Genomic DNA, 23,679 nt, shown 5'->3' on the forward strand with positions numbered 1-23,679 from the left:
CTCACTCACTTTTCAAGCCCTCTCAGCGAAAAGAACGCCGGGGTTGAGGATCCCGGCCGGGTCGAAGCTCTCCTTGATCCGGCGCATCAGCGCGATCTTCGCCGGGTCCTCCAGTTCGAGGAAGTAGCCGGATTTGGCCCGGCCGAGGCCGTGCTCGCCGGAGATCGCGCCGCCGAGTTCCATGCCGAGGGCGAAGATGTCGGTCAGCAGCTGCTTCCGCTTCTCCGGGTCCTTGCAGAAGATGGCCAGGTGGACGTTGCCGTCGCCGGCGTGCCCGCAGCCGAGCGCGCCCGACTCGCGCGACAACGCCATTTCCCTGGCCTTGCGCAGGAACTCGGGCATGGCGGACCGCGGGACGACCACGTCGATGACGTCGTCCGCGCCCGCCGCCTTGGCCGTCCAGAACGCCTTCTCGCGTGCCTCGATCAGCTTGCGCGCCGACGGTCCTTCCAGCACGTACACGTCCATCGCGCCGACGTCACCCAACAGGCCGCCGAGTTCTTCGACGTCGGCGTGCAGGCGGTCGCTGTCGCGATTTTCCAGTGCCACCACCAGATACGCCTGCGCCTTGTCGCGGATCGCGTCCGGGACGCCGAGGCTGAGCTTCTCGTTGTAGCTGATCGCGGCGAGCGTCAGATTGTCGATGTACTCGAGGATGTGCGGGGCGAGACCGCTGGCGACGATCTTCGGGACGACCGTCATCACCTCGTCGAAGGTCTCGAACGGGGCGAACACCGTGGCGCCGTGCGGGAGGCGCGGGTACAGCTTCACGATGACCTCGGTCGCGAGCGCGAGGGTGCCTTCGGAGCCGATGATCAGCTGGGTCAGGTCGTACCCGGTCGACACCTTCGAGGTCTTGCCGCCGGTCCGGATGATCTCGCCGGTCGGCAGCACGGCCTGCAGGCCCACGACGTTGTGCCGCGTGACGCCGTACTTGACCGCGCGCATACCGCCCGCGTTCGTCCCGACGTTGCCGCCGACGCTCGCGCTCAGCTCGCCGGGGTAGACGGTGTAGCCGAGTCCGGCTTCCGCGGTCTTTTCGTCCAATTCGGACAGTGTGACGCCGGGCTGGACGACGGCGACGTGGTTCTCGGTGTCGATCTCCAGTACCGCGTTCATTCGCTCGAAAGAGATCACCAGACCGTCCTCGCGTGGCCGCGCACCACCCGAGAGCCCCGTGCCCGACCCTCTCGCGGTGACCGGCACGCCGTGTTCACTCGCGGCCTTGAGCAGCTCCGCGACCTCCTCGGCGCTTCCCGGTTTCGCCAGGTGGGCGGGCCGCTGCGCGGTGGTGGTCAAAGCCTCGTCGTGCGCGTAGTCCTCGGGGATCGCCTCGCCCGAGAGCAAGTTCGTGTCCCCGACGATCTCGGCGAACCGTGCCGCAACATCGCCCATCGACTGCCCTTCCTCACGCCTCTTCGCCTGGTTACCGAAGCGTAGTACGTCGTGGGCGAGGATGGCCATGAATCCTTTTCATGTTTGCTCTCCCCGGGAGCCGCAACCTCGTGACAACCTCGCTCGGTTACCCCTGTCGCAGAGGGCCGGGCGGCCCGCCGGAAGGGGTGGACGCCCGATGGGATCCAGGATGGGACGGATCGCGGCGTCTGGGGGCGGCGCTGGCGATCACGTTCGGGCTCGCGGTACCAGCCGGCCGAAGACGGGCAGGCGGCCTGCACGGTGCCCGTGGTGAACGTCAGCGGAGTCAGTCAGGCCGAGGGGGCGCGCCGGGTACACCCCCTTCCCTTCACCGTTTCACTCACCGACGGCGGCCGCGCGCCGCAGGGCACGGTCGAATACCGGACGATCGAAGGCAACGGCTCGCCGGTCGATCCGGCGTTCATCGCGGGGGAGAGCGTCGGCTATCTGCCGCGTGCGGGCACGCTGACCTGGACCGGAAGGGCGGACGTGCAAACGGTCGGACCAGCGCGGTGAAGAGGTCGGTGGGGTCGAATGCCGGCTCGCCGAAGCGCGGCAGTAAGCCAGGATGGGGTGCCGGCCCGTGGGCGGTGAGGGTGAAAACCCGCACCGCCCACGGGTTTCACGCGCGTGCGAACGAAAGCGTCTCGCCCTCGACACCTCGCAGCCAGAGATCCTGGGCGGCTTCGGCCATTTCCGCCAGTCCTTCTTCGATCGTCGCGAACACGTTGCCGGGCACCCAGCCCGCGTCGCCGTTGATCAGCAGGTTGTTGCGGCCGTAGAAGATCGCGAGGTCCGTCGCGCCCTGGTCGCTGTGCGCCTCACTGCCTTCGTCGTAGCCGTACGCCGGGTTACCGATCTCCCAGGCCTCGAACCCGAAGTACACGACATCCCCCGGAATCGGGGTGACCGTGGGGTTTTCGCGGCCCGGCTTCGGCTCGGCGAAGGGCGGCACGAGCGTGTAGACCTCATTGCGCGCGTATTTCGCGTGGTACGCCGAACCGCTCTGCGGCAACGCGTCCCAGACCGCGCGGCAGGTCCGCGGGGCTTCGGCGTCGAGCAGCCGGGCTCGGCAGGACACCCCGCGCTTGTCGAGCGTGATCGTTATGTAGCGGGCCATCACTCGACCCCCGCCACCACGTCACCCCAGATGCGCAGCGCCTCGTCGACCTGCGCGGAGTCGACGATCAACGGTGGCACCATCCGGACGACGTTCATGTACGCCCCGCAAGTCAGCAGCAGCAATCCGTTGGAGGACGCGGCTTTCTGGGCCGCCTGGGCCTTCGCGGTATCCGGTTCGCCGTCCGGCGTGGTGAACTCGGAACCGACCAGCAGGCCCAGCCCGCGGACGTCGCCGATCGACGGTGATTTGTCCGCGATCACCCGCACGCCCTCCAGGAGCTGGCGTCCACGTTCGGCGGCGTTCTCGACCAGGCCTTCCTGCTGGATCACCTCGAGCGTGGCGATCGCCGCCGCGCAGGCCACCGCGTTGCCGCCGTAGGTCCCGCCCTGGGAACCGGGGAGTGCCTTCGCCATCAGCTCCTCCGGCGCGGCGATGCCCGAGATCGGGAACCCGCTCGCGAGCCCCTTCGCGATGAGCACGATGTCCGGGCGCACGCCGAAGTGCTCGTGCCCCCAGAACCGGCCCGTCCGGCCGAAGCCGGTCTGGATCTCGTCCATCACCAGCAGGATGCCGTGCTTGTCGGCGCGTTCCCGCAGCCCGGCCAGGAACTCGGTGTTCGCCGGGACGTACCCGCCCTCGCCGAGCACCGGCTCGATGAAGAACGCGGCCGTCTCGTTGGGCGCGCAGACCGTCGCGAAGAGGTAGTCGAGCTCGCGCAGCGCGAACTTCGTCGCCGTCTCCTCGTCCCAGCCGTAGTGGAACGCGTAGGGGAAGGGCGCGACGTGCACGCCGGACATGAGCGGCGAGATCCCGGCGCTGAACCGGGTGCCCGACGTCGTCATCGTCGCCGCCGCGACGGTCCGGCCGTGGAACCCGCCCTGGAAGACGATGACGTTGGGCCGCTTCGTGGCCTGCCGCGACAACCGGAGCGCCGCCTCGACCGCCTCGCTGCCCGAGTTCGCGTAGAAGAGGGAATCCAGGCCTTCCGGGAGGACGCCGCCCAGCTTCTCGGTCAGCTCCAGCATCGGCTTGTGCATGACCGTCGTGTACTGCCCGTGGACGAGTTTGCCGATCTGCTCCCGGGCCGCGCTCACCACGTGCGGGTGACAGTGACCGGTGCTGGTCACGCCGATACCGGCGGTGAAATCCAGGTGACGTTTGCCATCGGTGCCGTAGAGGTAAACCCCTTCACCGTGGTCGACCACGACCGGCGTTGCCTGCTTGAGCAGCGGTGATAGCTGGGCCATGGGCTGCGCTCCTAGGTCGGCTGAGCTGTTGTCGATTGTTGACAATATCCATAGCATGGCGTTCGGGACAACATGGAGGAGCGTTGGGATGAGCTCGATCAGTGAGGCCGGCGTGGTCACGTCGGTCGGCAAGGAACTGTTCATCGGCGGCAAGTGGGTGCCCGCCACGGACGGGAAGACCTTCCCCGTTCTCGACCCCTCGACAGGTGAAGCCCTGTGCGAGGTGGCCGACGCGTCACCGGCGGACGGTGTCAGCGCACTCGACGCGGCCGTCGCCGCACAGGCCGACTGGGCGAACGTCGCCCCGCGCGAACGCGGCGAGATCCTGCGCCGCGCCTACGAGCTGCTGATCAAGCGCGCCGACGAACTCGCGCTGCTGATGACCCTCGAGATGGGCAAGCCGCTCGCGGAGTCGAAGGGCGAGATCACCTACGCGGCCGAATTCTTCCGCTGGTTCGCGGAGGAGGCCGTCCGGATCGACGGTGGTTACGCCGTGGCTCCCAACGGGTCGGGCCGGTTCCTCGTGACGAAGCAGCCCGTCGGCCCGTGCCTGCTGATCACGCCGTGGAACTTCCCCATGGCGATGGGCACCCGCAAGATCGGGCCCGCGGTCGCGGCCGGCTGCACGATGGTCATCAAACCCGCCGCTCAAACCCCCCTTTCGATGTTGGCCCTCGCGGCGATCCTCGCCGAAGCGGGACTGCCGGAAGGTGTGCTGAACGTGCTCACGACGTCGGACTCCGGCGGCGTGATGGAGCCGTTGATCCGCGACGGCCGCGCGCGGAAGCTGTCCTTCACCGGCTCGACCGGCGTCGGGCGGAAGCTGCTGGAGCAGTGCGCGGACAAGGTGCTCCGGACCTCGATGGAACTCGGCGGCAACGCCCCCTTCCTCGTCTTCGAAGACGCCGACCTCGACGCGGCGATCGAGGGCGCGATGACCGCGAAGATGCGCAACATCGGCGAGGCCTGCACGGCCGCGAACCGCTTCTATGTCCAGCGAGGCATCGTCGACGAGTTCTCCCGGCGCCTCACCGAGCGTATGGAGGCCCTGCCGATGGGGCGCGGCACCGAGGAGGGTGTCGTCGTCGGCCCCCTCATCGACGAAGCCGCCGTCGAGAAGGTCAGCGGCCTGGTCTCCGACGCCACCGAGCGAGGGGCGCGCGTCCTCACCGGTGGGTCCACAGTGGACGGTCCGGGCAACTTCTACCAGGCGACGGTCCTCACCGACGTGCCCAAGGACGCCAGGCTCGCTTCGGAAGAGATCTTCGGGCCGGTCGCCCCGATCACTCCGTTCGACAGCGAGGACGAGGCCATCGCGGCGGCGAACGACACCGAGTTCGGGCTCGTGTCCTATGTGTACACCTCCGACCTCAAACGGGCACTGCGGGTTTCGGAGCGGCTGGAAGCCGGCATGATCGGCCTCAACCAGGGACTGGTTTCGAACCCGGCGGCGCCGTTCGGCGGGATCAAGCAATCCGGGCTCGGCCGTGAGGGCGGCAGCGTCGGCATCGACGAGTTCCTTGAGACCAAGTACATCGCGGTGGCCCTGTGATTTCTCGAGCAGGGACCTCCTATCGGATCGCGAGCATTCCCGGCGACGGGATCGGCGTGGACGTGACGGTCGAGGCCCGCAAGGTCCTCGACCGCGCGGCGGCATCGCATGGTTTCTCCTTGTCCTGGACGGAGTTCGACTGGAGCTGTGAGCGGTACACCAAGACCGGGGCGATGATGCCCGCCGACGGGATCGAACGGCTTTCCGCTTTCGACGGGATCTTTCTCGGTGCCGTCGGCTTTCCGGGCGTCCCGGACCATGTGTCGTTGTGGGGTCTCCTCATTCCGGTCCGGCGTGCGTTCAGCCAGTACGTCAACCTCCGGCCGGTCCGGCTGCTGCCGGGGACGACGTCGGCGCTGGCCGGCCGCGGCGCCGACGAACTGGAGATGGTGATCGTCCGGGAGAACTCCGAGGGCGAGTACTCGGAGCTCGGCGGCAGGCACAATCGTGGGCTGGGGAACGAGTTCGTCTTACAGGAATCCGTGTTCACGAGGGTCGGGGTCGAGCGGATCATCCGCTACGCCTTCGAACTGGCGAAGACGCGCACGGGACGGGTCTGTTCGGCGACCAAGTCCAACGGGCTCATCCACTCGATGCCGTTCTGGGACGAGATCTTCGCGGAAATCTCCGCGGAGTACCCGGACGTGCACGCCGAGCAGTGTCATGTCGACGCGCTCGCCGCGCGGATGGTGCAGGCGCCGGACCGGCTCGACGTCGTGGTGGCTTCCAACCTGTTCGGCGACATCCTGAGCGACCTGGCGGCGGCCGTGACGGGCGGGCTCGGAATGGCACCTTCGGGCAACATCAATCCGACCGGTGAGCTTCCTTCCATGTTCGAAGCGGTGCACGGCAGCGCTCCCGACATCGCCGGACAGGGCATCGCGAATCCGGTGGCGCAGATCCTGGCGGGGGCGATGCTGCTCGACCATCTCGGGGAAACCGTTGCGGCACAAGATGTACGCGCGGCGGTGGAAAAGGTTCTCGAGGAGGGGGCCGTGCAAACCCCCGACCTCGGCGGGAAGTCCACCACCGCCGAACTCGGGTCCGCGGTGGTCGCCGCTCTATCTTGAACCATCCGCATAGTGGCGTGTCAAGTCCCGGAAGTCATGAACGGTCCATTCATGACTTTTGAGTACAGGAAGGCCCCTTCTTTGCGTTAAGCGCAGGGAAGGGTTCTTCGTGTACTCAAGGGAGGTAAGGCTGTAGTGGTGTTTCGAGTAGGGCATCCGTGCTTCGGGGTTCCCAATGTCGCATTAGGGACACTCGGCGTCTCGAATACGACATTGGGAACCTGGCCGACTGTCGAGCCGCCGCTCACGACACATATCGGGTGACCGGTTCGGTGCTCCAGGCGTGGCATGGGGGACGCGGGCCCGGGCAGTTCGGCGCGCGACCGCCCGCTCGGCGAATTTTCTCAAGTAAGGTGAAAATGTTGCCCTGAAAGGGAATCTCGGCGCGAAAACGAGCACGAAAGCCCGTTCGCCGCCTGTGCGTCATCTCGGGTCGCGAGTTTTTGTCGGTGCCCCGGTGCACAGTGCCGGTCATCGGATTCGACGACTTGAGGAGCGCTGATGTGCTGGCATTGCGACAACCCCGGGAAGACCCGCGCCGACTACCTCGTCGAGGAGGTGCGACCGCTGATCCGGAAGTACGGCTGGATGGTGCAGACGGTCGAGCGCGGCACGGTCCAACCGGGCTTCGCGTACACGGTCGGGCTCACCGACGCCGGGCTGCCGGAACTCGTCGTCACCGGCCTGAGGGAGCGAAGATCCGGCCAGCTGCTGAATTACTTCGCCCAGCAGGTGGTCCGGTCGAGGCCTCCGGAGGCGGGTGAGGTGCTGCCCGCCGCGGTGGGATGGCCGTCGTTCGAGGTCGTTTCGCTCAGTTCGCCGTCGGCCCACCTGCTCACCGCGGTGCTCCTGTACGGCGAAGAATTCCGTGCGCTGCAACTGGTCTACGAGGACGAGCACGGCAATTGGCCGTGGGACAGGGATTTCCGCGGCGGGACGGGTGGACAGCCGGTGCTGGGGGTGCGGGGCCGTGGCTGAAAGCTCAAGGCACCGCGGGCGCTTCACCTTCCCGCAGGCTGGTTCCCGGGGCCAGCCGCTGGACGGCGTCCTCCATATGGGCTTCCAGCAGCGACAGCGCGGTCTCTTCGTCGCCGGCGCGCAGGGCTTCGATGATCCTGGTGTGCTCGGTGACCCGTTCTTCGACCCGCTGATAGGTGCCCTGCAGGGCGGTGAGGCACATGCGGGTCTCGATCAGCAGGGTCCTGGCCATGCGCACGAGCCGTTTGCTGCCGGAGGCCGCGATCAGCGCCTCGTGGAAACGGAGGTCCGCCCAGGAGAGCGCGGTCGGGTCGTCGTCGTCCGCGGCGGTGGCCATGGCGCGCACGGCCTCTTCGAGTTCGGCGGCGACCCGTTCCCTGTCCCCGCGCAGTGCCCGCAGCATCGCGGCGCGCTCGATGGCCGAGCGCGCCGAGTAGATGTCGTAGACGTCGCCGGGTTCGAGGTCGATCACGAACAGGCCGCGGTGGCGTTCACTCCGCAAAAGCCCTTCGGAAACGAGGTGCTGCATCGCCTCGCGCAGCGGTCCCCGCGAAACCTGGAACCGGGAGGCCAGATCCGTTTCACCGAGCTGGGTGCCGGGCGGGAGAGCGCCGGTCATGATCGCGTCCCGCAACTGACGCGCGATGATCCCGGCGGTCGACTCCCGGCTGACCGGCTCGATATCCGGCAAGGACATGGTTCAGTGGCCCCTTCTCCCGAACAGCGCGCCCAATGTGCGGACGAGCGGCGACTTCCCGGTGAGCCGCAACCCTTCCCAGACGGTGACCTGGTTGGCGGTCAGCACGGGCTTGCCGAGCCTGGTTTCGAGCGTGTTGATCTCGCCGAGTGTCCGCATGGCGGTGTCGGGGACGAGCAGCGCGTCGGCGGCCGGGTGGTCACGGCTCACCGCGAGCTCGACGACGGCTTCCGGGCTGAGTCCGCCGACCTCGGCCGCGGTGTCGATGTCCGCGCTGCCCATCGAGACCACTTCGACCCCGCCCGCGCCGAGGAACTCGACGAACAGCCGGGCGACGTCGTCCGGGTAGCTGGCGGCGACCGCGACCCGCCGGACACCGAGGGCCCGTGCGGCGTTGACGAAGGCGAAGGAGGTGCTCGACGCCGGGACGCCCGCGACGGCGGAGAGCCGGTCGGCCTGATCGCGGGCACCTTCCCAGCCGTAGACGAAACTGCCGCTGGTGCACGCCCACACCACCGCGTCGGGTTCGTGTTTGGCCAGGAGCGCGGCGCCGTCGGCGAGCCGGCTTTCGCTGCCGAGGTCCAAGAGCTCGGGAACGGCGTGCAGATCGGTTCCGTAGATGTGCTCGACCGGCAGCTTGATCCCGGCCATGTCCCCGCCGAGGAGCTGTTCCGCGAGCGGGTAGTCGTCTTCGGCCGCGTGATCGGGGTAGATGAACCCGATGGTGGTCGTCTCGGACGGCGGCTCGGGTGGGGCGAACGGCGTGATGGGCACGGAACCTCCGGAGGGCAGATTGTCGACAATCGTAGGCGAAGAGGTCAGTCGACCTCCCGGAGCCACTTGCCGGGCCCGACGATCGGCAGGTTCATCCGCCGGAGGCAGGCCCACATGGTGAGCTGATTCGCGGTGAGGACCGGTTTGCCGAGCGCGCTTTCGAGCGGCTCGATCAGATCGTAGGTGGGGAGGTTGGTGCAGCTGACGAAGATGGCTTCGGCGTCGGCGTGGTCGGCGGCGAGGATGCGTTCGGCGATGGTCCGGTAACTGACCTTCCAGATGCCGCCACCCAGGCCGAGATGGTCGCTCGAGACGGTGTCGACGCCGAGCTCGGCCAGGAAGTCGTGCAGCTTCCCGGTCAGGTCGCCGTCGTAGGGGGTGAGCACCGAGACCCGGTGGAGGTCGAGCTGATGCAAGACCTCCGCCAGCGCCCCGGACGTGGTGACGGCGTCCGTCGCACCCGCGTCGCAGATCGCCTTGGTCAGAGAGCGTTCGTAGTCCACGCCGTTGACGAAACTGCCGGAGGTGCACAGATAGGCGACGACTTCGGGCTCCACGTGGAGCACGTCCCGCGTGGCGGCGGCGAGATGCCTGCTGTCGCTGACGAGCTGGGCCATCTCCATGCTGACGGGCACGGGCTCGTACGGTGTCCGCGCCAGATGAAGGGAGACCTCCATGGGCACCCAGCGCCACAGCTCGCGTTCCAGGGCCAGGTCGAAGGGGGCGATCACGCCGATACCGCGCTGCGCCAACGGGCCTTCGAACTCCAGTAAGTCGAAATCCAAGTCTCAGCCTCCGGAAACTTCTGCTGTCACAGTCCGGTGCTCCGGGGGTCGTTCCTCGGATTGTTGACAATCATACGAGCCACTTTTACGGTGTCAACGTGATCGCCTCGGAGACCCCTGTGCTGGCGGTGCTCTGCGGAGACACGCGCCCACCGGACATGCGCGCTATCGAAGACCGAGCGGTGGTTCGTTACACCGACGAGGCCGGGTTGGCCGACGCGTTATCCGGAGCCGACGCGTTCTTCGTCTACGACTTCCTTTCGACCGCCGTCCCGGGGGCCTGGCACGCGGCCGACAAGCTTCGCTGGCTGCACATCGCCAGTGCGGGCGTCGACCCCGTCCTCTTCCCGGGGCTGCAGGAGAGCGATGTCGTGCTCACCAACTCCCGAGGGGTCTTCGACGGGGCCATCGCCGAGTACGTCCTCGGAGTCGTCCTCACGTTCGCCAAGGACTTCGTTCGTTCGTGGGACCTGCAGCGGCGAAAGCAGTGGAAGCACCGCGAGAGTGAACGGATCTCCGGCCGCCGGGTCCTCGTGGTCGGCACCGGGCCGATCGGCCGGTCGATCGCGCGGCTGCTGCGGGCGGCCGGGATGTCGGTGGCGGGCGTCGGACGGCGTCCTCGTGAGGACGACCCCGACTTCGGGGACGTGTACGCGTCTTCGGATCTCGCCCGTCATCTTCCCGTGGCGGACTACGTCGTCGCGGTCGCGCCACTGACCGAGCAGACGAAGGGCATGTTCGACGCCGAGACCTTCGCCGCGATGAAGCCCGGAGCGCGGTTCGTCAACGTCGGCCGCGGCGAACTGGTCGTCACCTCGGACCTGATCGGCGCACTGCGGGACGGACCGCTCGGCGGCGCGGCGCTCGACGTCTTCGACACCGAGCCGCTCCCCGCCGACAGTCCTTTGTGGACTATGGAGAACGTGCTGATTTCGCCGCATATGTCGGGTGACTTCGTCGGCTGGCGTAATACTCTGGTAGAGGTGTTCGCGGACAACTTCCGTCGCTGGCGCGCGGGGGAGCCGCTGCGCAACGTCGTGGACAAGCAGCTCGGGTACGTGCCGTCGGAGACGCTTCGCCAAGGTTAGGGGCCGGATGAACGACACCAAGTTGACCGCGAGCGAGCTCGTCGCCGCGTATGCCACCGGAGAGCTGTCGCCGGTCGAGGCCACCCAGAACGCCTTGCGCGCCATCGAAGAACGCGACGGCGAGACCAACGCCTTTTGCCTGGTCGACGCCGACGGCGCGCTCGAACAGGCGAAAGCGTCCGAGATCCGCTGGCGGGACGGCAACCCGATCGGCTGGCTCGACGGCGTTCCGGCCTCGATCAAGGACATGTTCCTGACCCAGGGCTGGCCGACGTTGCGCGGTTCGCGATGTATCGACCCCGACCAGCCGTGGGACGTCGACAGCCCGGTCACCGCGCGGCTGCGTGAGAACGGCTTGGTGCTGCTGGGAAAGACCACGACACCGGAGCTGGCGTGGAAGGGCGTCACCGACAACACGCTGACCGGGATCACCCGCAACCCGATCGACCCGTCGACGACGGCGGGCGGTTCGAGCGGGGGCAGCGCCGCGGCCGTCGCGGCGGGGATGGGTGAACTCTCCGTCGGCACCGATGGCGGCGGCTCGATCCGGATCCCGGCTTCGTTCTGCGGAATCGTCGGGCTCAAACCGACACACGGCCGGATCCCGCTGTTCCCGGCGAGTCCGTTCGGCCCGCTCTCGCACGCCGGCCCGATGGCGCGTTCGGTCGATGACACCGCGCTGCTCCTCGACGTCCTCGCCCTGCCGGACCACCGTGACCCGGCCGCGCTCGCCCCGCCGGTCTCGACCTATCGCGAGGCCGTCCGGCGGGACGTGCGCGGGCTGATCGCCGCCTACTCGCCGACGCTCGGCTACGTCGACGTCGACCCGGAGGTCGCGGAGATCGTCAAGTCGGCGGTCCGGTCGCTGGGCGACGCGGGCCTGCACATCGAAGAGACCGATCCCGGTTTCACCGACCCGAAAGCGGCCTTCGACATCCTTTGGTCGACGGGGGCGGCCAAGTGGCTGGACACCTTCCCCGCCGGTTCGGAGACGAAGGTCGATCCCGGGCTGCGCAAGGTGTGGGAACTCGGCAAGACCTTCTCGGCGAGCGACTACCTCGGCGCCAACGCCGATCGGGCCGCGCTGGGCATCCTGATGGGCGAGTTCCACACGCGCTACGACGTGCTGATCACGCCGACCCTCCCGATCACCGCCTTCGAGGCCGGGCACGAGGTGCCGCCGGGCAGCGGGCTGAGCGGCTGGCCGGACTGGACGCCGTTCACCTACCCGTTCAACATGACCCAGCAGCCCGCCATCAGCGTGCCGGCGGGCCGCACCTCCCGTGGCCTCCCGGTCGGCCTGCAGATCGTCGGCCCGCGGCACTCCGACGACCTGGTGCTCGCGGTCGCGAAGCTCCTCGAGGAGGTCCGTCCCTGGCCGTGACCTGCGGAAAGGGAGCAAGGGACCTTTGCTACCACTTTTGCGGGACGCCGGGTCAGGGCTGCGCGGCGTGGGACTTCCGGACCAGGCCGCGCACCTGGCCGCTGCACAGCGCGAGCCCGGTGGCTGCCACGACCAGAGCGGCGCACGCGAGCAAGGTGGTGCTGACCCCGAAGTGCTGCGCGGCGGGCCCGGCCGCCATCTGCCCGAGGGGCAGGGCGATGAAGGAACCGAGCATGTCGTAGGAGTAGACGCGCGCGAGCTTGTCCTCGGGCACGTTCTCCTGCAGCGAGACGTCCCACGCGACCACGAACTGCTCGATCGCCAGCCCGGAGACGAACATGGCCGCCAGCAGCAGCGGCAGCAAGGGTGCCTGGCCGAGGAGGATCAGCGGCGGCGCCTCGAAGAGGATCACCGCGACACCGACGAACAGCGCACGCCGCGGCTGCCATCGGGCCACGAGGATCCCGCCGACGAGTGAGCCGATCGTCTGCGCGGCGAGGGCGAATCCCCAGCCGGTGCGTCCGAAAGTGCCGTCGGCGACGACGGGGCCGAGCACCGCGATCCCGCCTGCGATGACGGCGTTCACCACCATGAACTGCACGACCACGACCCAGACCCAGGTGCGCGAACGGAACTCGTGCCAGCCTTCGACGAGTTCCGCCAGCGGGCGGCTGCCGGGGATCCGTTCCCGGCGGCTGAGGCGGATGCACCGGTAGGACAGGGCGGAGCCCAGGAACAGCAGGGCGTTCCCGGCGAGCGCCCAGCCGGGGCCGACCGCGGTGACCAGGATGCCGCCGAGCCCGGCGCCGGCGATCCGTCCGGAGTTCGACAACAGCCTGGCCAGCGCGTTGGCCTGCGCGAGCAGGGTGGCGGGCACTGTCAGCGGGGTGAGCGACGCCGACGCCGGTGCGGAGATCGCGGCCACCGCGCCGTTGATCACGCTCAGGCCGACCAGCAGCGGGATCGACGCGAATCCACAAAGGACGCTCGCCGCGATGACCGCCTGGGTCAGCGTGGCGGCGAGTTCGGTGCCCTGCAGGATCACCGACCGCGGCAGCCGGTCCGCCAGCACCCCGCCGAACAGCAGCAGGACCACGCTCGCCACCGACCGCGCGCCGACGACGATGCCGATGTCGACGGCCGAACCGGTCAGGTCGATCACCGCGAACGCGAGCGCGAGCGGGGCGACGGCGTTGCCGAACTCCCCGAACGTGCGGCCGCCGATCAGCCAGCGGAAGTTGTGATGGCGCAGTGGTTCGCGCAGGGACGTCACCGTCGCCTCATTTCGAACAGCGAGACCGTCGCGCTGACCGGGATCGTGCCCCGGGTGCGGGGTGGCTTCGCGGCGGAGTGCAGAAGGTCGCTCAGTTCGCGGGCGTGTTCGAGCGCCTTCCCCCAGGTCTCGCGGTCGACCCACATCTCCGCGTCGCTCGTCGACCCCGGCCTGCCGGGAACGCGGAATTCGCTGCGGCGCTTGAGTTCTTCGGCCATTGTCGCGATGAGGAGCTGTTCCTCCCGCGGATTCGCCGAGGTGAACCGTGAGCCGGACTCCGGATCGTGGCGGTAGCGTTTCGCCAGCCCGCCCCGGATCCGGACCTCCTCGGCGACGTCCAGCAGGCCGGCCTCGTGCAACCGCCGCAGGTGATAGCTGACATTCGCTTGTGTCTCACCGAGTTCGCGCGCGGCTTCGGCCGCGCTCATCGCGGCACCGGTCAAAAGGGACAGAATGCGCAGCCGGACGGGATGGGCGAGGACGCGCAGCTCGTCGAGGCCGGGGGACTCGGGCATGGGACGAGTATCGACTGCCGGGACGCGAACCGTCAAACAGTTATTTGGGGGTGTCATTGGCCGGGAGATCCGGTGCGGTGATCGGATGTCTGTGCTCTGCTGGAGACATGCGTACGACGACATTGGGCAGGAGCGGTCTCGAGGTGTCGAGGATCGCCTTCGGCACTTGGCAGCTCGGCGGGGACTGGGGTTCATTCGACGAGGACGCGGCCATCGCGGCGATCCACCACGCCCGCGAACTCGGGGTGAACTTCTTCGACACCGCACAGGCCTATGGTTTCGGGAAGTCCGAAGCGATGCTGGGGAAGGCGCTGCGCGAGGAACTCAAGCGCGACCGCGACAATCTGGTCATCGCCACGAAGGGCGGCATCAAGCCGCGTTCCGGACGGCCGCGCGACTCGCGGCGTGAGTGGCTGTCGCAGGGCATCGAGGACAGCCTCCGTTTCCTCGACGTCGACCACATCGACCTCTACCAGATCCACTGGCCCGACCCAGGCACTCCGGCCGAAGAGACGGCGGGGATCCTCCAGGAGTTCGTCGACGCCGGGAAGATCCGGCACGTCGGTGTCTCGAACTACGACGCCGCGGGGCTGGCCGCCTTCGACAAGACCCGGCCCGTGGAAACCCTTCAGCCGCCGTATCACCTTTTCCGCCGCGACATCGAGACCGATCCTCTCCCGTACGCACGCGAGAACGACATCGGCGTGCTCGTGTACAGCCCGCTCGGCAGCGGGCTGCTGACCGGATCCTTCACGCCGGAGACGACGTTCGAGAAGACCGACTGGCGGTCACGGTCGTCGGCGTTCACCGGCGAGACCTTCCGGCGCAATCTCGCCGTCGTCGACCGGCTCAAGGAATTCGCGGCGGGCAAAGGAATCTCCGTCAGTCAGCTCGCGATCGCGTGGACACTCGCCCAGCCGGGTGTGCACGTCGCGATCGTGGGTGCGCGGAAGGCGGCCAACATCGAGGCCAGCCTCGCCGCCGCGGACATCGACCTGACGGCGGACGATCTCGCGGAGATCGACCGGCTCACGGCCGGCGCCGTTCCCGTGTCGGGCGCGAGCCCCGAAGGTGTCGCCTAGAGCTTGAATTCGGTACCGTCCAAGGGAAGCGAGGCGCCGCCGTCCAGTACGGCGGCGTGTTCGGGCGACGTGGGATCGACCACCGGGTTCGTGTTGTTCAGGTGGGTGTACGCCCATCGAGGGCCGGGCCGGAGCTTCGCGAGACTGCCGGTGATCGGCAGATGCCCCATCGCCGGTTGAGCGCCGGCTTCGGCCGCGGTGGCGCCCGACATCTCGTCCGCTGCGTAGAAGGTCCCGTCCAGAAGCACGAGGTCGGCGTCGCGGGTGAAGTCGTCGAATCCGTCCGGCCAGCTCTTCAGGCAGGGCGCGTAAACGAAGACGCCGCCGGTCCCGACGTCTTCGATCCGGTACGCCACCACCCAAGGACCGTCCTCAGCGGACGAACGTGCGTACTTCGGCCGTTTGTCGCTCACGGGAAGCACGCTCACCCGAAGACCGTCGATGGAGACATCCGACGATGGCAGCCAGTCCCAGCCGCCGTATCCGTCGATGATCGACCGCGCGGGGAACTGTTCGGACAAGGCGCCCAGCACGGCGTCCGGAGCCCACACGGGCAGGCCGCCCGCTTCCCGCAGGAGAAGCAGTCCGAGTGAATGATCGAGTTCGGCGTCGGTCAGCAGCACCCCGCGCAGCGGGATTTCCCGGGGCCCCGGCCCGGCACGCAAGGGCGGCGTGGCGAGGATCTGCGCGCGGATGTCCGGCGACACGTTGAGCAGGTACCAGCCCTCGCCGTCCGCGCTCACCGCCACGCAGTCCTGCGTCCGCGGCGGCGCGCCCGAAACACACAACGCGCAGGCACAGTTCCACTGCGGGAATCCGCCGCCCGCCGCCGTGCCGAGCAGGATCACCCTCATCGTGCCGTCCGCATCACGAGTTCGCCCGTTTTCGCCTGCGTGGCGAGGATGAGGTCGACGACCTGCCGATGCGGCGAACGCGAGCACACCGGGTCCGTCGCCGCGGCGTCACCGGTGAGCTGGAACGCCTGGCAGCGGCAGCCGCCGAAGTCGATCCCGCGCCGATCGCACGTGCCGCAGGTGTCCGGCATCCAGTCTTCGCCGCGGAAGGCGTTGAAGGAGCCGGATTCGTACCAGATCCACGCCAGCGGCTTGTCGCGCACGTTGTCGAATTCCAGTGTCTCGATCGCCGTCGACGCGGGGCACGGCAGCACGTTCCCGTCGGGCGCCACGGTCAATTGCCGTGCGCCCCAGCCGTACATGCACGGCTTCGGGTACTTCTCGTAATAGTCGGCGACGACGTAGATGATCTCCATGCGGCCACGCAGCCGTTCGGCGGCCGCGCGCACGATCGGCTCGGCCTCGTCGAGCTGACGCCGGGTCGGCATCAGGGCGTCGCGGTTGCGCAGGGCCCAGCCGTAGTACTGCGTGTTGGCCAGTTCGAGCCGGTCCGCGCCCATTTCCTCGGCGAGGTCGATGATCCCGGCGAGCTGATCGTGGTTCTGCCGGTGCAGGACGACGTTCACCGACAGCGGCAGCCCGGCCTTCTTGATCAGTCCGGCGGCGACCAGTTTCCGGTCGTGCGCCCGCGCCCCGGCGAGCCGGTCCGCGCGTTCGGCGGTCGCGCCCTGGACGGACAGCTGGATATGCGCGATACCGCGTTCGACGAGATCGTCCAATCTGGACTCGGTCAGGCCGAGCCCGGACGTCACCAGGTTGACGTAGCACCCCAGTTTCGTGGCGTGTTCGACCAGGACGGGCAGATCCGGTCTGGCGAGTGGCTCGCCGCCGGACATGTGCACCTGGAGCACGCCGAGTTCTCGCGCCTGGGTGAGCACGGAAAGCCATTCCTCTGTGGACAGTTCGCTGTCGCGCGTGATCAGCTCGACCGGATTCGAGCAATACGGGCAATGCAGCGGGCAGCGGTGGGTCAGTTCGGCGAGCATGCCCAGCGGCGCCGCCGCGGTGTTCAGGTCCATTCGACGATCCGCCGTTCTCCCAGCCGGGTCAGGACGTCCAGGATCTCTTCCTCGCGCACCCCGGTGTAGCGCTCGCGCAGTGCCGAAGCGATCCCCGCGACGTCTTCGACGCCGTCGCAGAGGGAGAGCACGGCCGCGGCGGTCGGATTCGGGACGAGCACGCCTTCGGGGAACAAAAGGACGTGTGTCTCCCTGGTCTGGTCGTAGCTCAGCCGGACTCCGCGCCGCAGCCGCGGCACCGAGCCCGGTTCGAGGGTCGTCATCGCTACTCCTTGGCCGCGCGCTCGATGGCGTCGAGCATCGACCAGAGCACGTCGGTCTTGAACGACAGCGCGGCGATCGCCTTGTCCTGCTGCTCGCGGGTGACGGCGTGCCGGACGACGATGTCGAGCGTGCCCTTGCCCTCGCCGGAGACCTTGTCGATGCGATTGGTGAAATAGGCGAGGTCCTCCGGCGCGATCCACGAATAGTTCGCCAGCATATCGGCGACCCGCCGCTGCATGAGATGGCCGGCGAACATTTCGGTCAGCCCCGACGCGACCGCTTCGAGCCAAGGTTTCGTGCGGGCGAAATTCACGTAGGCGTCGACGGCGAACCGCACACCGGGGGCGACGTGCCGCTGATCGAGAACCTCTTCGCGGTCGAGCCCGACCGCGGTGCACAACCGGAGCCATCGCTCGATTCCGCCGTCACCGGCCTTCGTCCCGTCGTGGTAGACGATGCGGTCGAGCCATTCCCGGCGGATCTCCGGCAACGGGCAGTTGCTGATGATCGCCGCGTCCTTCTGCGGGAGAACGCATTGGTAGTACCAGCGGTTCGCGGCCCAGATCTTCAGCTCGCGCGCGGACAGGTCGCCTTCGTGCATCCGCACGTGGAACGGGTGGGTGCCCCAATAGCGGTCCGAAAGCCCGCGCAACGCCGCGATGAACTCCGACGACGACATGAGGGACACCGTGCAGCCTCCGGGTGTTCGCTGATCGGGACGGCGGCGGTGGTGGGGGACGGCCCCCACCACCGGATGCGGATTCAGTCCTCCATGCGGGCCGCGTAGGCGGTGACCTCCATGGGGGTCTCGTACTCGACGAAGTCGGGGGTGGTCCATTCCTCGATCATTTCCGCTCCTAACGTCCACATGGGATCGAACAGGGCCGAGCCACCGTCACCCTAGAAGCGCGTCGCCGATTCTGACCAGACGTAAGGACCGACTTCCGGCGGTATTTTGTAAAGTTTCCTACCTATGGCCGATCGACCGGGGCGGGCCGTCACGCTCGGCGCACACAACGGTTAACGGCCGGTGGGTCCGATAGCCCGTCCAGTGGTGTCCGTTTCGTTCCGTTGTGTGTTTCTATCCAACTCGACGGGTGCACCCCGACCACCCGCCTACCGCCGCCATCCGAGCTCCAGGGGTGTAGCTGAAGGAGGCGTCCCATGTCCTTACGTCGTACTCTCGCCGTCACGTTCGCCGCGGCGACGGCCGTGTCGATCGCGGCCGTCCCGGCGGCCGCCGAAGCGCCGTCGATCCAGGCGATCAGACAGCTCGCGGGCGGCCTCAACCAGGCCTGGTCGATCGATTTCCTGCCCGACGGCACCGGTGTCTTCACGCAGAAGGACGCCAGGACGATCAGCAAGATCGACAAGGCGGGCAAGGTCACCACGGTCCAGACCGTCCCCGGGGTGAGCGTCACCGCGGAGGCCGGTCTGCTCGGCATCGCCGTCTCGCCGAATTACGCCACCGACGAGACGGTCTTCATCTACTACACGACCAGTTCCGACAACCGCATCGCCAAGCTGAAGCTGGGCCAGGCACCGACGCCGATCGTCACCGGCATCCCGCGCGGTTCGCAGTACCACCACGGCGGGCGGATCAGGTTCGGCCCGGACGGCTACCTCTACGCGGGTACCGGCGACGGCCAGTACGGCGCCAACGCGCAGAACAAGAACTCCCTCGGCGGCAAGGTCCTGCGGGTCACCACCGACGGCGCGGCCGCGCCCGGCAACCCGTTCAACAGCCGCGTCTACTCCTACGGCCACCGCAACGTCCAGGGCCTGACCTGGGCGAACGGCCAGCTGTACGTTTCCGACATCGGCGCCAACCGGCTCGACGAGCTGAACAAGATCGAGCCCGGCAAGAACTACGGCTGGCCGACCTGCGAGGGCCCGTGCAACACGGCCGGGATGACCAACCCGGTCAAGTCCTGGCCGACGTCCTCGGCGACGCCGAGCGGGCTCGCGGCCTACAAGGGCTCGCTGTACATGGCGTCCCTCAAGGGCGGTACGTACAAGCTCGACCTGAACGGCAACGGCGGCAAGCTCTGGACCAACCTCGGCCGCACGCGTGACGCGACCGCCGGCCCGGACGGCCAGCTGTACACGATCACCCCGGGCGCCATCTACGTCTCCGACGGCAGCTAGCCCCCTGCGCGTTCAGTCCTCTGGATGCGGTTGCCCACCGCATCCAGAGGACTAAACGCGGGGCAGGGAGACCGAGTGTTCGAGTTCGGCGAGCGCGGTGTCCAGGTGGGTCAGGATGCGCTGCAGATGCGGCACGCTCCGCCGGCAGCCGGTGATGCCGAAGTCCAGGTTGTCCCCGTTGCTGGTCAGCGTGATGTTCAGCGCCTGCCCGTCCAGCAGCACCGACGCCGGGTAGATGCCGTCGAGCGCCGCGCCGTTCCAGTACATCTGCTTGCGCGGCCCCGGGACGTTGGAGATCACCAGGTTGAACGGCGGTTTCGTGTTGTTCACGAAACCGGGGATCGGGGACACGCCGAGCTGGGCGACGTTGATCCCCGACAGCAGCAGCGTCTGCAGCGGGGTCAGCTCCGAGAAGAGCTTCTTCCCGTTCCGCATGGACGCGTTGATCGTCGCCAGCCGCGCGGCCGGATCGGTCAGATGGGTGGCGAGGTTGCACAGCAGCGCGCCGATGTTGTTCCCCGCCGCGTCCCCGCTGTCCTTGCGCCGCAAGGAAACCGGGACCATCGCGGTCAGTGGCACGTCGGGGAGCGCGTTCTGTTCCATCAGGTAGTCGCGCAGCGCGCCCGAGCACATCGCGAGGACGACATCGTTGCGCGACACCCCGGCGGCGGTCGCCACCTTGCGCACCCGGTCCAGCGACCAAGACTGCGCGGCGAACCGCCGGGCCCCACCGATCGGCACGTTCAGCATCGTCTTCGGCGCCTGCGCCGGCAGCGTGAGCGTGTGCTCCTGGAACGCCTCACGCGCCACCTTCATCGCGGCGGGCGCGATACCGGCGAGCTGGTTGACCGTCTTGCCGAAGGTTCGGAACACCGAGGGCGACACCTTGCCGTTGCGGCCGCCGTCCGGTTTGGCGCGGCGTCCCCACGGCGGCGGGCAGTCGAGGTCGGCCGGGTCGTCCGACAGCGTGCCCTGCAGATGCCGCAGCGCCGAGACGCCGTCCATCAGCGCGTGGTGGATCTTGCTGTAGATCGCGAACCGGCCGTCCTGCAGGCCCTCGACCAGGTGGATCTCCCACAGCGGGCGGTGCCGGTCGAGCAGGGTGCTGTGCCAGCGCCCGGTCAGCTCCAGCAGTTCGCGGATCCGGCCGGGCTGGGGCAGCGCGGAATGCCGGAAGTGGTAGTCGAGTTCGAGGTCGGTGTCGGTCGACCAGGCGAGGTGGCCGGCGGTGTTCACCGGCCGGGCGGGACGGCGCCGGAACACCGAGCGCATGTTGTCGGAATCGAGCAGGCTCTTGCGGACGTCACGCAGGTAGTCGGTGCCGGCGCCCTCGGGTTTCTTGAACAGTTGCAGTCCGCCGACGTGCATCGGATGTTCGCGCGTCTCCACGAGAAGGAACATCGAGTCGGTCACGGGCATGAACGGCATCGTCGGACCACCTTCCGCGCGGCGGCGTGCGGACACGCCGGGTGCCAGAGTCTACGCACACCGAAACCACCTTCTCACGCTTTAGGGTGGCTCACATGACGATCCCGACCGATCCGCAGACGGGTGAGTTCCGTCGGTCCGCCAACCATTTCGACGCGCGTGTCACCGCCGACGGCCGCGACGGCTGGCCGGTGGAGGCGGGGAGATACCGGCTGGTGGTCAGCCGGGCCTGTCCCTGGGCCAGCCGTGGCCTGGTCGTCCGGCGCTTGCTCGGCCTCGAGTCCGCGCTGAGCGTGGCCGTCGCCGACCCGATCCAGGACGAGAAGAGCTGGCGGTTCACCCTCGATCCCGGTGACCGGGATCCGGTGCTCGGCATCAAGTACCTGGCCGAGGCCTATCACGCCGCGGATCCGCACTACATGGGCGGGATCAGCGTTCCGGCCATTGTGGACATTCCGAGCAAACGGCTGGTGAGTAACGACTATCCGCGGATCACCCTCGATCTGTCCACCGAATGGACCAGCCTCCACCGGCCCGGCGCGCCCGACCTTTACCCAGAGCGACTTCGCGGCGAGATCGACGACGTCAACGCGGGGGTCTACGCCGACGTCAACGCCGCCGTGTACCAAGCCGGTTTCGCGACCAAACAGGCCGCGTACGAGGACGCCTACACCCGGTTGTTCGCCATGCTGGACGCGCTTTCCGACCGGCTCGAAAAGCAGCGCTACCTCGTCGGTGACACGATCACCGAAGCGGACATCCGGTTGTTCACCACGCTCGTCCGCTTCGACGCCGTCTACCACGGGCACTTCAAATGCAACCGGAACAAGCTGACCGAGATGCCGGTGCTGTGGGCCTACGCCCGCGACCTCTTCCAAACGCCCGGTTTCGGTGACACCGTCGACTTCGGCCACATCAAGCGGCACTACCACGCGGTGCACGAGCAGGTGAACCCGACGCGGATCGTCCCTTTGGGACCGGACCTGTCCGGCTGGACGACGCCGCATCACCGGGAGCAGCTGGGCGGGCGCCCGTTCGGCGACGGGACGCCGCCGGGACCGCCGCCCGAGGACGAACGGATCGGGGACACGGATGGAGTCACTGCCTGAACGCACCGACGTCGTCGTGATCGGCGGCGGCATCATCGGGGTCGCCTGCGCGTACCGGCTCGCCGCCGCCGGCGTCCCGGTCCTGCTGCTCGAACGCGCCATCCTGGGCGCGGGCTCGACGGCGAAGGCGGCGGGCGGGATCAGGTCGTCGTTCACCACCCGGGTCAACATCGAAATCGGGCTGCGCGGGCTGGCCGAGTACGCCTCCTTCGCCGAGACGTACGGGACCGAGATCGACTTCCGCCGCGACGGCTACCTGTACCTGGTCACCGACCCCGCGGATCTGCCCGAGTTCGAGCGCTGCGCCGAACTGCAGAACTCCTACGGCGTCCGCAGCCGTCTCGTCGAGCCCGCCGAAGCGCGCCGGCTCTCCCCGCTGATCGAGACCGAAGGCGTCGTCGCGGCGCTGTGGTCGCCGGACGACGCGAAGGCGACTCCGGACTCCGCGGTCCAGGGCTACGCGCGGGCCGCTCGCGCGCATGGCGCGGTGCTCAGGACCGGCGTCGAGGTCGTCGGGATCGAACGCGACGGTGACGAGATCACCGGTGTCCGGACCTCGGCCGGCTTCGTGCGGACGGACGCGGTGGTCTGCGCCGCGGGCGCGTGGTCGGGCCGGATCGGCGAACTCGCCGGTGTCGACCTCCCGGTCCGGCCGTTCCGGCGCCAGGTCGTGTTCACCGGCCCGGTCGCGGAGCTGCCCGGATCCGTGCCGCTGACCATCGAGATGCCGTCCGCCTTCTACTTCCACCGCGAGGGTCTCGGCCTGGCGATGTCCTTCTGCGACGGTGACGGCGACCCCGGCTTCGACACTCGCTACCAGCCGGGCGAATGGCTGCCGAAACTCGCCGAGATCGCCGCGCGCCGGGTGCCCGCGGTGCTCGACGCGGGGATCCGCGGCGGCTGGGCCGGGCTGTACGAGATCACGCCCGACCGCAACCAGATCGTGGGGGAAAGCGTCCACCTGTCGCGGTTCTTCTACGCCACCGGCTTCTCGGGACACGGGTTCCAGATGGGCCCGGCGGTGGGTGAGCTCGTGCGGGACCTCTACCTGGGGCGGGTCCCGGAGATCGACATCAGCGGGCTCGACGTCCGCCGGTTCGCCGGCGACCGGGCCGTGACGAGGGAGCACAACATTGTCTGAGTTCGTCGAAGTCACCACCGAGGCCGAGCTGCGCGAGATCCTGCCGCCGCCGCTGGAACGGACCGCGAACAAGGCACGCCCGAAGCTGCACGAGATGGACCGCCAGTGGCTCGCGGAGTCGCCGTTCGTGCTGATCGCGACGTCGGCGGCGGACGGTACCTGCGACGTCTCGCCGAAGGGCGACCCGGCCGGGTTCACGCTGGTACTGGACGACACGCGGATCGCCATCCCGGAGCGTCCCGGCAACCGGCGCGCCGACGGGTTCCGCAACGTGCTGTCGAATCCGCACGTCGGACTGATCTACCTGATCCCCGGCCGCGGCGACACCCTGCGGATCAACGGCCGCGCGCGGCTCGTGCGGGAGGCGCCGTTCTTCGACGACATGATCGTGAACGGCAACCGGCCGAAGCTCGCGCTGGTCGTCGACATCGACGAGATCTTCCACCACTGCCAGAAGGCGTTCATGCGCTCGAAGCTCTGGTCGCCGGAGAGCTGGACGCCGGACGCGCTGCCGTCACGGGCGGTGATCTCCAAGACCTTCGAGCGGCCGGAGGACAGCCTGGCCGACCTGGAGGCGTACTACGCCCCCGCCGCCTACTCGGCCGGTCTGTACTGAAGCCGCCGTCCGTGAAGGCCTCCTTCCCTACTTTCAGGGTAGGGAAGGAGGCCTTC

At 68.4% G+C, this 23,679-nt stretch carries 25 protein-coding genes; 11 read left to right on the forward strand and 14 right to left on the reverse strand.

The window, feature by feature from the left end; translation table 11 throughout:
- Positions 1-12: 12 nt before the first annotated feature.
- Complete coding sequence (locus ACXIZN_RS40550) at positions 13-1,395, reverse strand: FAD-binding oxidoreductase (RefSeq protein ID WP_457960726.1); 1,383 nt, start codon at positions 1,393-1,395, stop codon at positions 13-15.
- 291 nt (positions 1,396-1,686) lie between these two features.
- On the opposite strand from ACXIZN_RS40550, the gene ACXIZN_RS40555 reads away from it, so the two are divergent.
- A complete protein-coding gene (locus ACXIZN_RS40555) occupies positions 1,687-1,932 on the forward strand; it encodes a hypothetical protein (RefSeq protein ID WP_457960031.1) in 246 nt (81 codons plus the stop codon).
- A gap of 106 nt (positions 1,933-2,038) precedes the next feature.
- On the opposite strand, the gene ACXIZN_RS40560 is transcribed toward ACXIZN_RS40555, so the two are convergent.
- On the reverse strand, positions 2,039-2,536 hold the full coding sequence (locus ACXIZN_RS40560; protein ID WP_007033814.1) for a DUF3830 family protein: 498 nt from the start codon (positions 2,534-2,536) through the stop codon (positions 2,039-2,041).
- Positions 2,536-3,786 (reverse strand): aspartate aminotransferase family protein, encoded by a 1,251-nt coding sequence (locus ACXIZN_RS40565; RefSeq protein WP_457960032.1) that lies wholly within the window; start codon positions 3,784-3,786, stop codon positions 2,536-2,538. The genes ACXIZN_RS40560 and ACXIZN_RS40565 overlap by 1 nt, the downstream gene beginning before the upstream one ends.
- A gap of 88 nt (positions 3,787-3,874) precedes the next feature.
- On the opposite strand from ACXIZN_RS40565, the gene ACXIZN_RS40570 reads away from it, so the two are divergent.
- The 3 genes from ACXIZN_RS40570 to ACXIZN_RS40580 all read left to right on the forward strand — a co-directional run bounded on the left by ACXIZN_RS40570 (position 3,875) and on the right by ACXIZN_RS40580 (position 7,386).
- Positions 3,875-5,338 carry an NAD-dependent succinate-semialdehyde dehydrogenase gene (locus tag ACXIZN_RS40570; protein ID WP_457960033.1) on the forward strand — a complete coding sequence of 488 codons (1,464 nt, stop codon included), beginning with the start codon at positions 3,875-3,877 and terminating at the stop codon, positions 5,336-5,338.
- Entirely contained in the window at positions 5,335-6,408 is a 1,074-nt protein-coding gene (locus ACXIZN_RS40575; protein ID WP_457960034.1) for a tartrate dehydrogenase, read from the forward strand. Before ACXIZN_RS40570 ends, ACXIZN_RS40575 begins: the two co-directional genes overlap by 4 nt.
- 501 nt (positions 6,409-6,909) lie before the next feature.
- Positions 6,910-7,386, forward strand: a complete 477-nt coding sequence (locus ACXIZN_RS40580) for a DUF4262 domain-containing protein (RefSeq protein WP_457960035.1) — start codon at positions 6,910-6,912, stop codon at positions 7,384-7,386.
- Positions 7,387-7,390: 4 nt separating this feature from the next.
- Here ACXIZN_RS40580 and ACXIZN_RS40585 read toward each other — a convergent pair whose 3' ends face one another.
- From ACXIZN_RS40585 to ACXIZN_RS40595, 3 genes are read right to left on the reverse strand one after another with little or no spacing between them, the layout of a single operon-like run.
- Positions 7,391-8,083 carry a GntR family transcriptional regulator gene (locus tag ACXIZN_RS40585; protein ID WP_192743318.1) on the reverse strand — a complete coding sequence of 231 codons (693 nt, stop codon included), beginning with the start codon at positions 8,081-8,083 and terminating at the stop codon, positions 7,391-7,393.
- Between the two features lie 3 nt (positions 8,084-8,086).
- Positions 8,087-8,857, reverse strand: coding sequence for a maleate cis-trans isomerase family protein (locus ACXIZN_RS40590; protein WP_457960036.1), 771 nt, complete (start codon positions 8,855-8,857; stop codon positions 8,087-8,089).
- 44 nt (positions 8,858-8,901) lie between these two features.
- Positions 8,902-9,642, reverse strand: coding sequence for a maleate cis-trans isomerase family protein (locus ACXIZN_RS40595; RefSeq protein ID WP_126735675.1), 741 nt, complete (start codon positions 9,640-9,642; stop codon positions 8,902-8,904).
- A gap of 98 nt (positions 9,643-9,740) precedes the next feature.
- Between ACXIZN_RS40595 and ACXIZN_RS40600 the strand changes: the two genes are divergently transcribed.
- Both ACXIZN_RS40600 and ACXIZN_RS40605 read left to right on the forward strand, forming a co-directional pair.
- The gene (locus ACXIZN_RS40600) at positions 9,741-10,730 is read left to right on the forward strand and encodes a D-2-hydroxyacid dehydrogenase (RefSeq protein ID WP_457960037.1); all 990 of its coding nucleotides are present in this window, start codon (positions 9,741-9,743) and stop codon (positions 10,728-10,730) included.
- Between the two features lie 7 nt (positions 10,731-10,737).
- Complete coding sequence (locus ACXIZN_RS40605; protein ID WP_457960038.1) at positions 10,738-12,114, forward strand: amidase; 1,377 nt, start codon at positions 10,738-10,740, stop codon at positions 12,112-12,114.
- 52 nt (positions 12,115-12,166) lie between these two features.
- Here the strand turns inward: ACXIZN_RS40605 and ACXIZN_RS40610 are convergent, their stop codons facing one another.
- Positions 12,167-13,387 (reverse strand): MFS transporter, encoded by a 1,221-nt coding sequence (locus tag ACXIZN_RS40610; RefSeq protein ID WP_457960039.1) that lies wholly within the window; start codon positions 13,385-13,387, stop codon positions 12,167-12,169.
- Complete coding sequence (locus ACXIZN_RS40615) at positions 13,384-13,902, reverse strand: ArsR/SmtB family transcription factor (RefSeq protein ID WP_457960040.1); 519 nt, start codon at positions 13,900-13,902, stop codon at positions 13,384-13,386. The genes ACXIZN_RS40610 and ACXIZN_RS40615 overlap by 4 nt, the downstream gene beginning before the upstream one ends.
- A gap of 107 nt (positions 13,903-14,009) precedes the next feature.
- Here ACXIZN_RS40615 and ACXIZN_RS40620 point away from each other — a divergent pair, with 107 nt between their 5' ends.
- The gene (locus ACXIZN_RS40620; RefSeq protein WP_457960041.1) at positions 14,010-14,984 is read left to right on the forward strand and encodes an aldo/keto reductase; all 975 of its coding nucleotides are present in this window, start codon (positions 14,010-14,012) and stop codon (positions 14,982-14,984) included.
- Here ACXIZN_RS40620 and pqqB read toward each other — a convergent pair.
- The 5 genes from pqqB to pqqA form a co-directional block, all read right to left on the reverse strand.
- Positions 14,981-15,838: a pyrroloquinoline quinone biosynthesis protein PqqB gene (gene pqqB, locus ACXIZN_RS40625; RefSeq protein WP_457960042.1), complete on the reverse strand. Its 858-nt coding sequence runs from the start codon at positions 15,836-15,838 to the stop codon at positions 14,981-14,983. The genes ACXIZN_RS40620 and pqqB overlap by 4 nt on opposite strands.
- A complete protein-coding gene (gene pqqE, locus ACXIZN_RS40630; protein ID WP_457960043.1) occupies positions 15,835-16,917 on the reverse strand; it encodes a pyrroloquinoline quinone biosynthesis protein PqqE in 1,083 nt (360 codons plus the stop codon). The genes pqqB and pqqE overlap by 4 nt, the downstream gene beginning before the upstream one ends.
- Positions 16,908-17,180: a pyrroloquinoline quinone biosynthesis peptide chaperone PqqD gene (gene pqqD / locus ACXIZN_RS40635; RefSeq protein ID WP_378344204.1), complete on the reverse strand. Its 273-nt coding sequence runs from the start codon at positions 17,178-17,180 to the stop codon at positions 16,908-16,910. Before pqqD ends, pqqE begins: the two co-directional genes overlap by 10 nt.
- A 2-nt stretch (positions 17,181-17,182) precedes the next feature.
- Positions 17,183-17,860, reverse strand: a complete 678-nt coding sequence (pqqC, locus tag ACXIZN_RS40640) for a pyrroloquinoline-quinone synthase PqqC (RefSeq protein ID WP_457960044.1) — start codon at positions 17,858-17,860, stop codon at positions 17,183-17,185.
- 83 nt (positions 17,861-17,943) lie between these two features.
- A complete protein-coding gene (gene pqqA / locus ACXIZN_RS40645) occupies positions 17,944-18,051 on the reverse strand; it encodes a pyrroloquinoline quinone precursor peptide PqqA (RefSeq protein ID WP_126735666.1) in 108 nt (35 codons plus the stop codon).
- A gap of 294 nt (positions 18,052-18,345) precedes the next feature.
- Here pqqA and ACXIZN_RS40650 point away from each other — a divergent pair, with 294 nt between their 5' ends.
- Positions 18,346-19,329: a PQQ-dependent sugar dehydrogenase gene (locus ACXIZN_RS40650; RefSeq protein WP_457960045.1), complete on the forward strand. Its 984-nt coding sequence runs from the start codon at positions 18,346-18,348 to the stop codon at positions 19,327-19,329.
- A 51-nt stretch (positions 19,330-19,380) separates the two neighbouring features.
- Here ACXIZN_RS40650 and ACXIZN_RS40655 read toward each other — a convergent pair whose 3' ends face one another.
- The gene (locus ACXIZN_RS40655) at positions 19,381-20,757 is read right to left on the reverse strand and encodes a WS/DGAT/MGAT family O-acyltransferase (RefSeq protein ID WP_457960046.1); all 1,377 of its coding nucleotides are present in this window, start codon (positions 20,755-20,757) and stop codon (positions 19,381-19,383) included.
- A 95-nt stretch (positions 20,758-20,852) separates the two neighbouring features.
- Here ACXIZN_RS40655 and ACXIZN_RS40660 point away from each other — a divergent pair, with 95 nt between their 5' ends.
- Genes ACXIZN_RS40660 through ACXIZN_RS40670 form a run of 3 tightly spaced genes read left to right on the forward strand, consistent with a single transcriptional unit; the run spans position 20,853 to position 23,623 of the window.
- Positions 20,853-21,866 (forward strand): glutathione S-transferase family protein, encoded by a 1,014-nt coding sequence (locus ACXIZN_RS40660; protein ID WP_457960047.1) that lies wholly within the window; start codon positions 20,853-20,855, stop codon positions 21,864-21,866.
- Positions 21,850-23,007 carry an NAD(P)/FAD-dependent oxidoreductase gene (locus tag ACXIZN_RS40665; RefSeq protein WP_457960048.1) on the forward strand — a complete coding sequence of 386 codons (1,158 nt, stop codon included), beginning with the start codon at positions 21,850-21,852 and terminating at the stop codon, positions 23,005-23,007. Before ACXIZN_RS40660 ends, ACXIZN_RS40665 begins: the two co-directional genes overlap by 17 nt.
- A complete protein-coding gene (locus ACXIZN_RS40670) occupies positions 23,000-23,623 on the forward strand; it encodes an MSMEG_1061 family FMN-dependent PPOX-type flavoprotein (protein WP_192743304.1) in 624 nt (207 codons plus the stop codon). Before ACXIZN_RS40665 ends, ACXIZN_RS40670 begins: the two co-directional genes overlap by 8 nt.
- Positions 23,624-23,679 lie beyond the last annotated feature (56 nt).

It is taken from the genome of Amycolatopsis sp. TRM77291 (genome assembly GCF_054166285.1).

Coding starts and splice junctions, on each gene's coding strand:
- ACXIZN_RS40550 (WP_457960726.1), bottom strand. CDS start 1,395: ATGGGCGATGTTGCGGCACGGTTCGCCGAGATCGTCGGGGACACGAAC.
- ACXIZN_RS40560 (WP_007033814.1), bottom strand. CDS start 2,536: ATGGCCCGCTACATAACGATCACGCTCGACAAGCGCGGGGTGTCCTGC.
- ACXIZN_RS40565 (WP_457960032.1), bottom strand. CDS start 3,786: ATGGCCCAGCTATCACCGCTGCTCAAGCAGGCAACGCCGGTCGTGGTC.
- ACXIZN_RS40570 (WP_457960033.1), top strand. CDS start 3,875: ATGAGCTCGATCAGTGAGGCCGGCGTGGTCACGTCGGTCGGCAAGGAA.
- ACXIZN_RS40580 (WP_457960035.1), top strand. CDS start 6,910: ATGTGCTGGCATTGCGACAACCCCGGGAAGACCCGCGCCGACTACCTC.
- ACXIZN_RS40585 (WP_192743318.1), bottom strand. CDS start 8,083: ATGTCCTTGCCGGATATCGAGCCGGTCAGCCGGGAGTCGACCGCCGGG.
- ACXIZN_RS40605 (WP_457960038.1), top strand. CDS start 10,738: ATGAACGACACCAAGTTGACCGCGAGCGAGCTCGTCGCCGCGTATGCC.
- ACXIZN_RS40615 (WP_457960040.1), bottom strand. CDS start 13,902: ATGCCCGAGTCCCCCGGCCTCGACGAGCTGCGCGTCCTCGCCCATCCC.
- ACXIZN_RS40620 (WP_457960041.1), top strand. CDS start 14,010: ATGCGTACGACGACATTGGGCAGGAGCGGTCTCGAGGTGTCGAGGATC.
- pqqB (WP_457960042.1), bottom strand. CDS start 15,838: ATGAGGGTGATCCTGCTCGGCACGGCGGCGGGCGGCGGATTCCCGCAG.
- pqqE (WP_457960043.1), bottom strand. CDS start 16,917: ATGGACCTGAACACCGCGGCGGCGCCGCTGGGCATGCTCGCCGAACTG.
- pqqD (WP_378344204.1), bottom strand. CDS start 17,180: ATGACGACCCTCGAACCGGGCTCGGTGCCGCGGCTGCGGCGCGGAGTC.
- pqqC (WP_457960044.1), bottom strand. CDS start 17,860: ATGTCGTCGTCGGAGTTCATCGCGGCGTTGCGCGGGCTTTCGGACCGC.
- pqqA (WP_126735666.1), bottom strand. CDS start 18,051: ATGTGGACGTTAGGAGCGGAAATGATCGAGGAATGGACCACCCCCGAC.
- ACXIZN_RS40650 (WP_457960045.1), top strand. CDS start 18,346: ATGTCCTTACGTCGTACTCTCGCCGTCACGTTCGCCGCGGCGACGGCC.
- ACXIZN_RS40655 (WP_457960046.1), bottom strand. CDS start 20,757: ATGCCGTTCATGCCCGTGACCGACTCGATGTTCCTTCTCGTGGAGACG.
- ACXIZN_RS40660 (WP_457960047.1), top strand. CDS start 20,853: ATGACGATCCCGACCGATCCGCAGACGGGTGAGTTCCGTCGGTCCGCC.
- ACXIZN_RS40665 (WP_457960048.1), top strand. CDS start 21,850: ATGGAGTCACTGCCTGAACGCACCGACGTCGTCGTGATCGGCGGCGGC.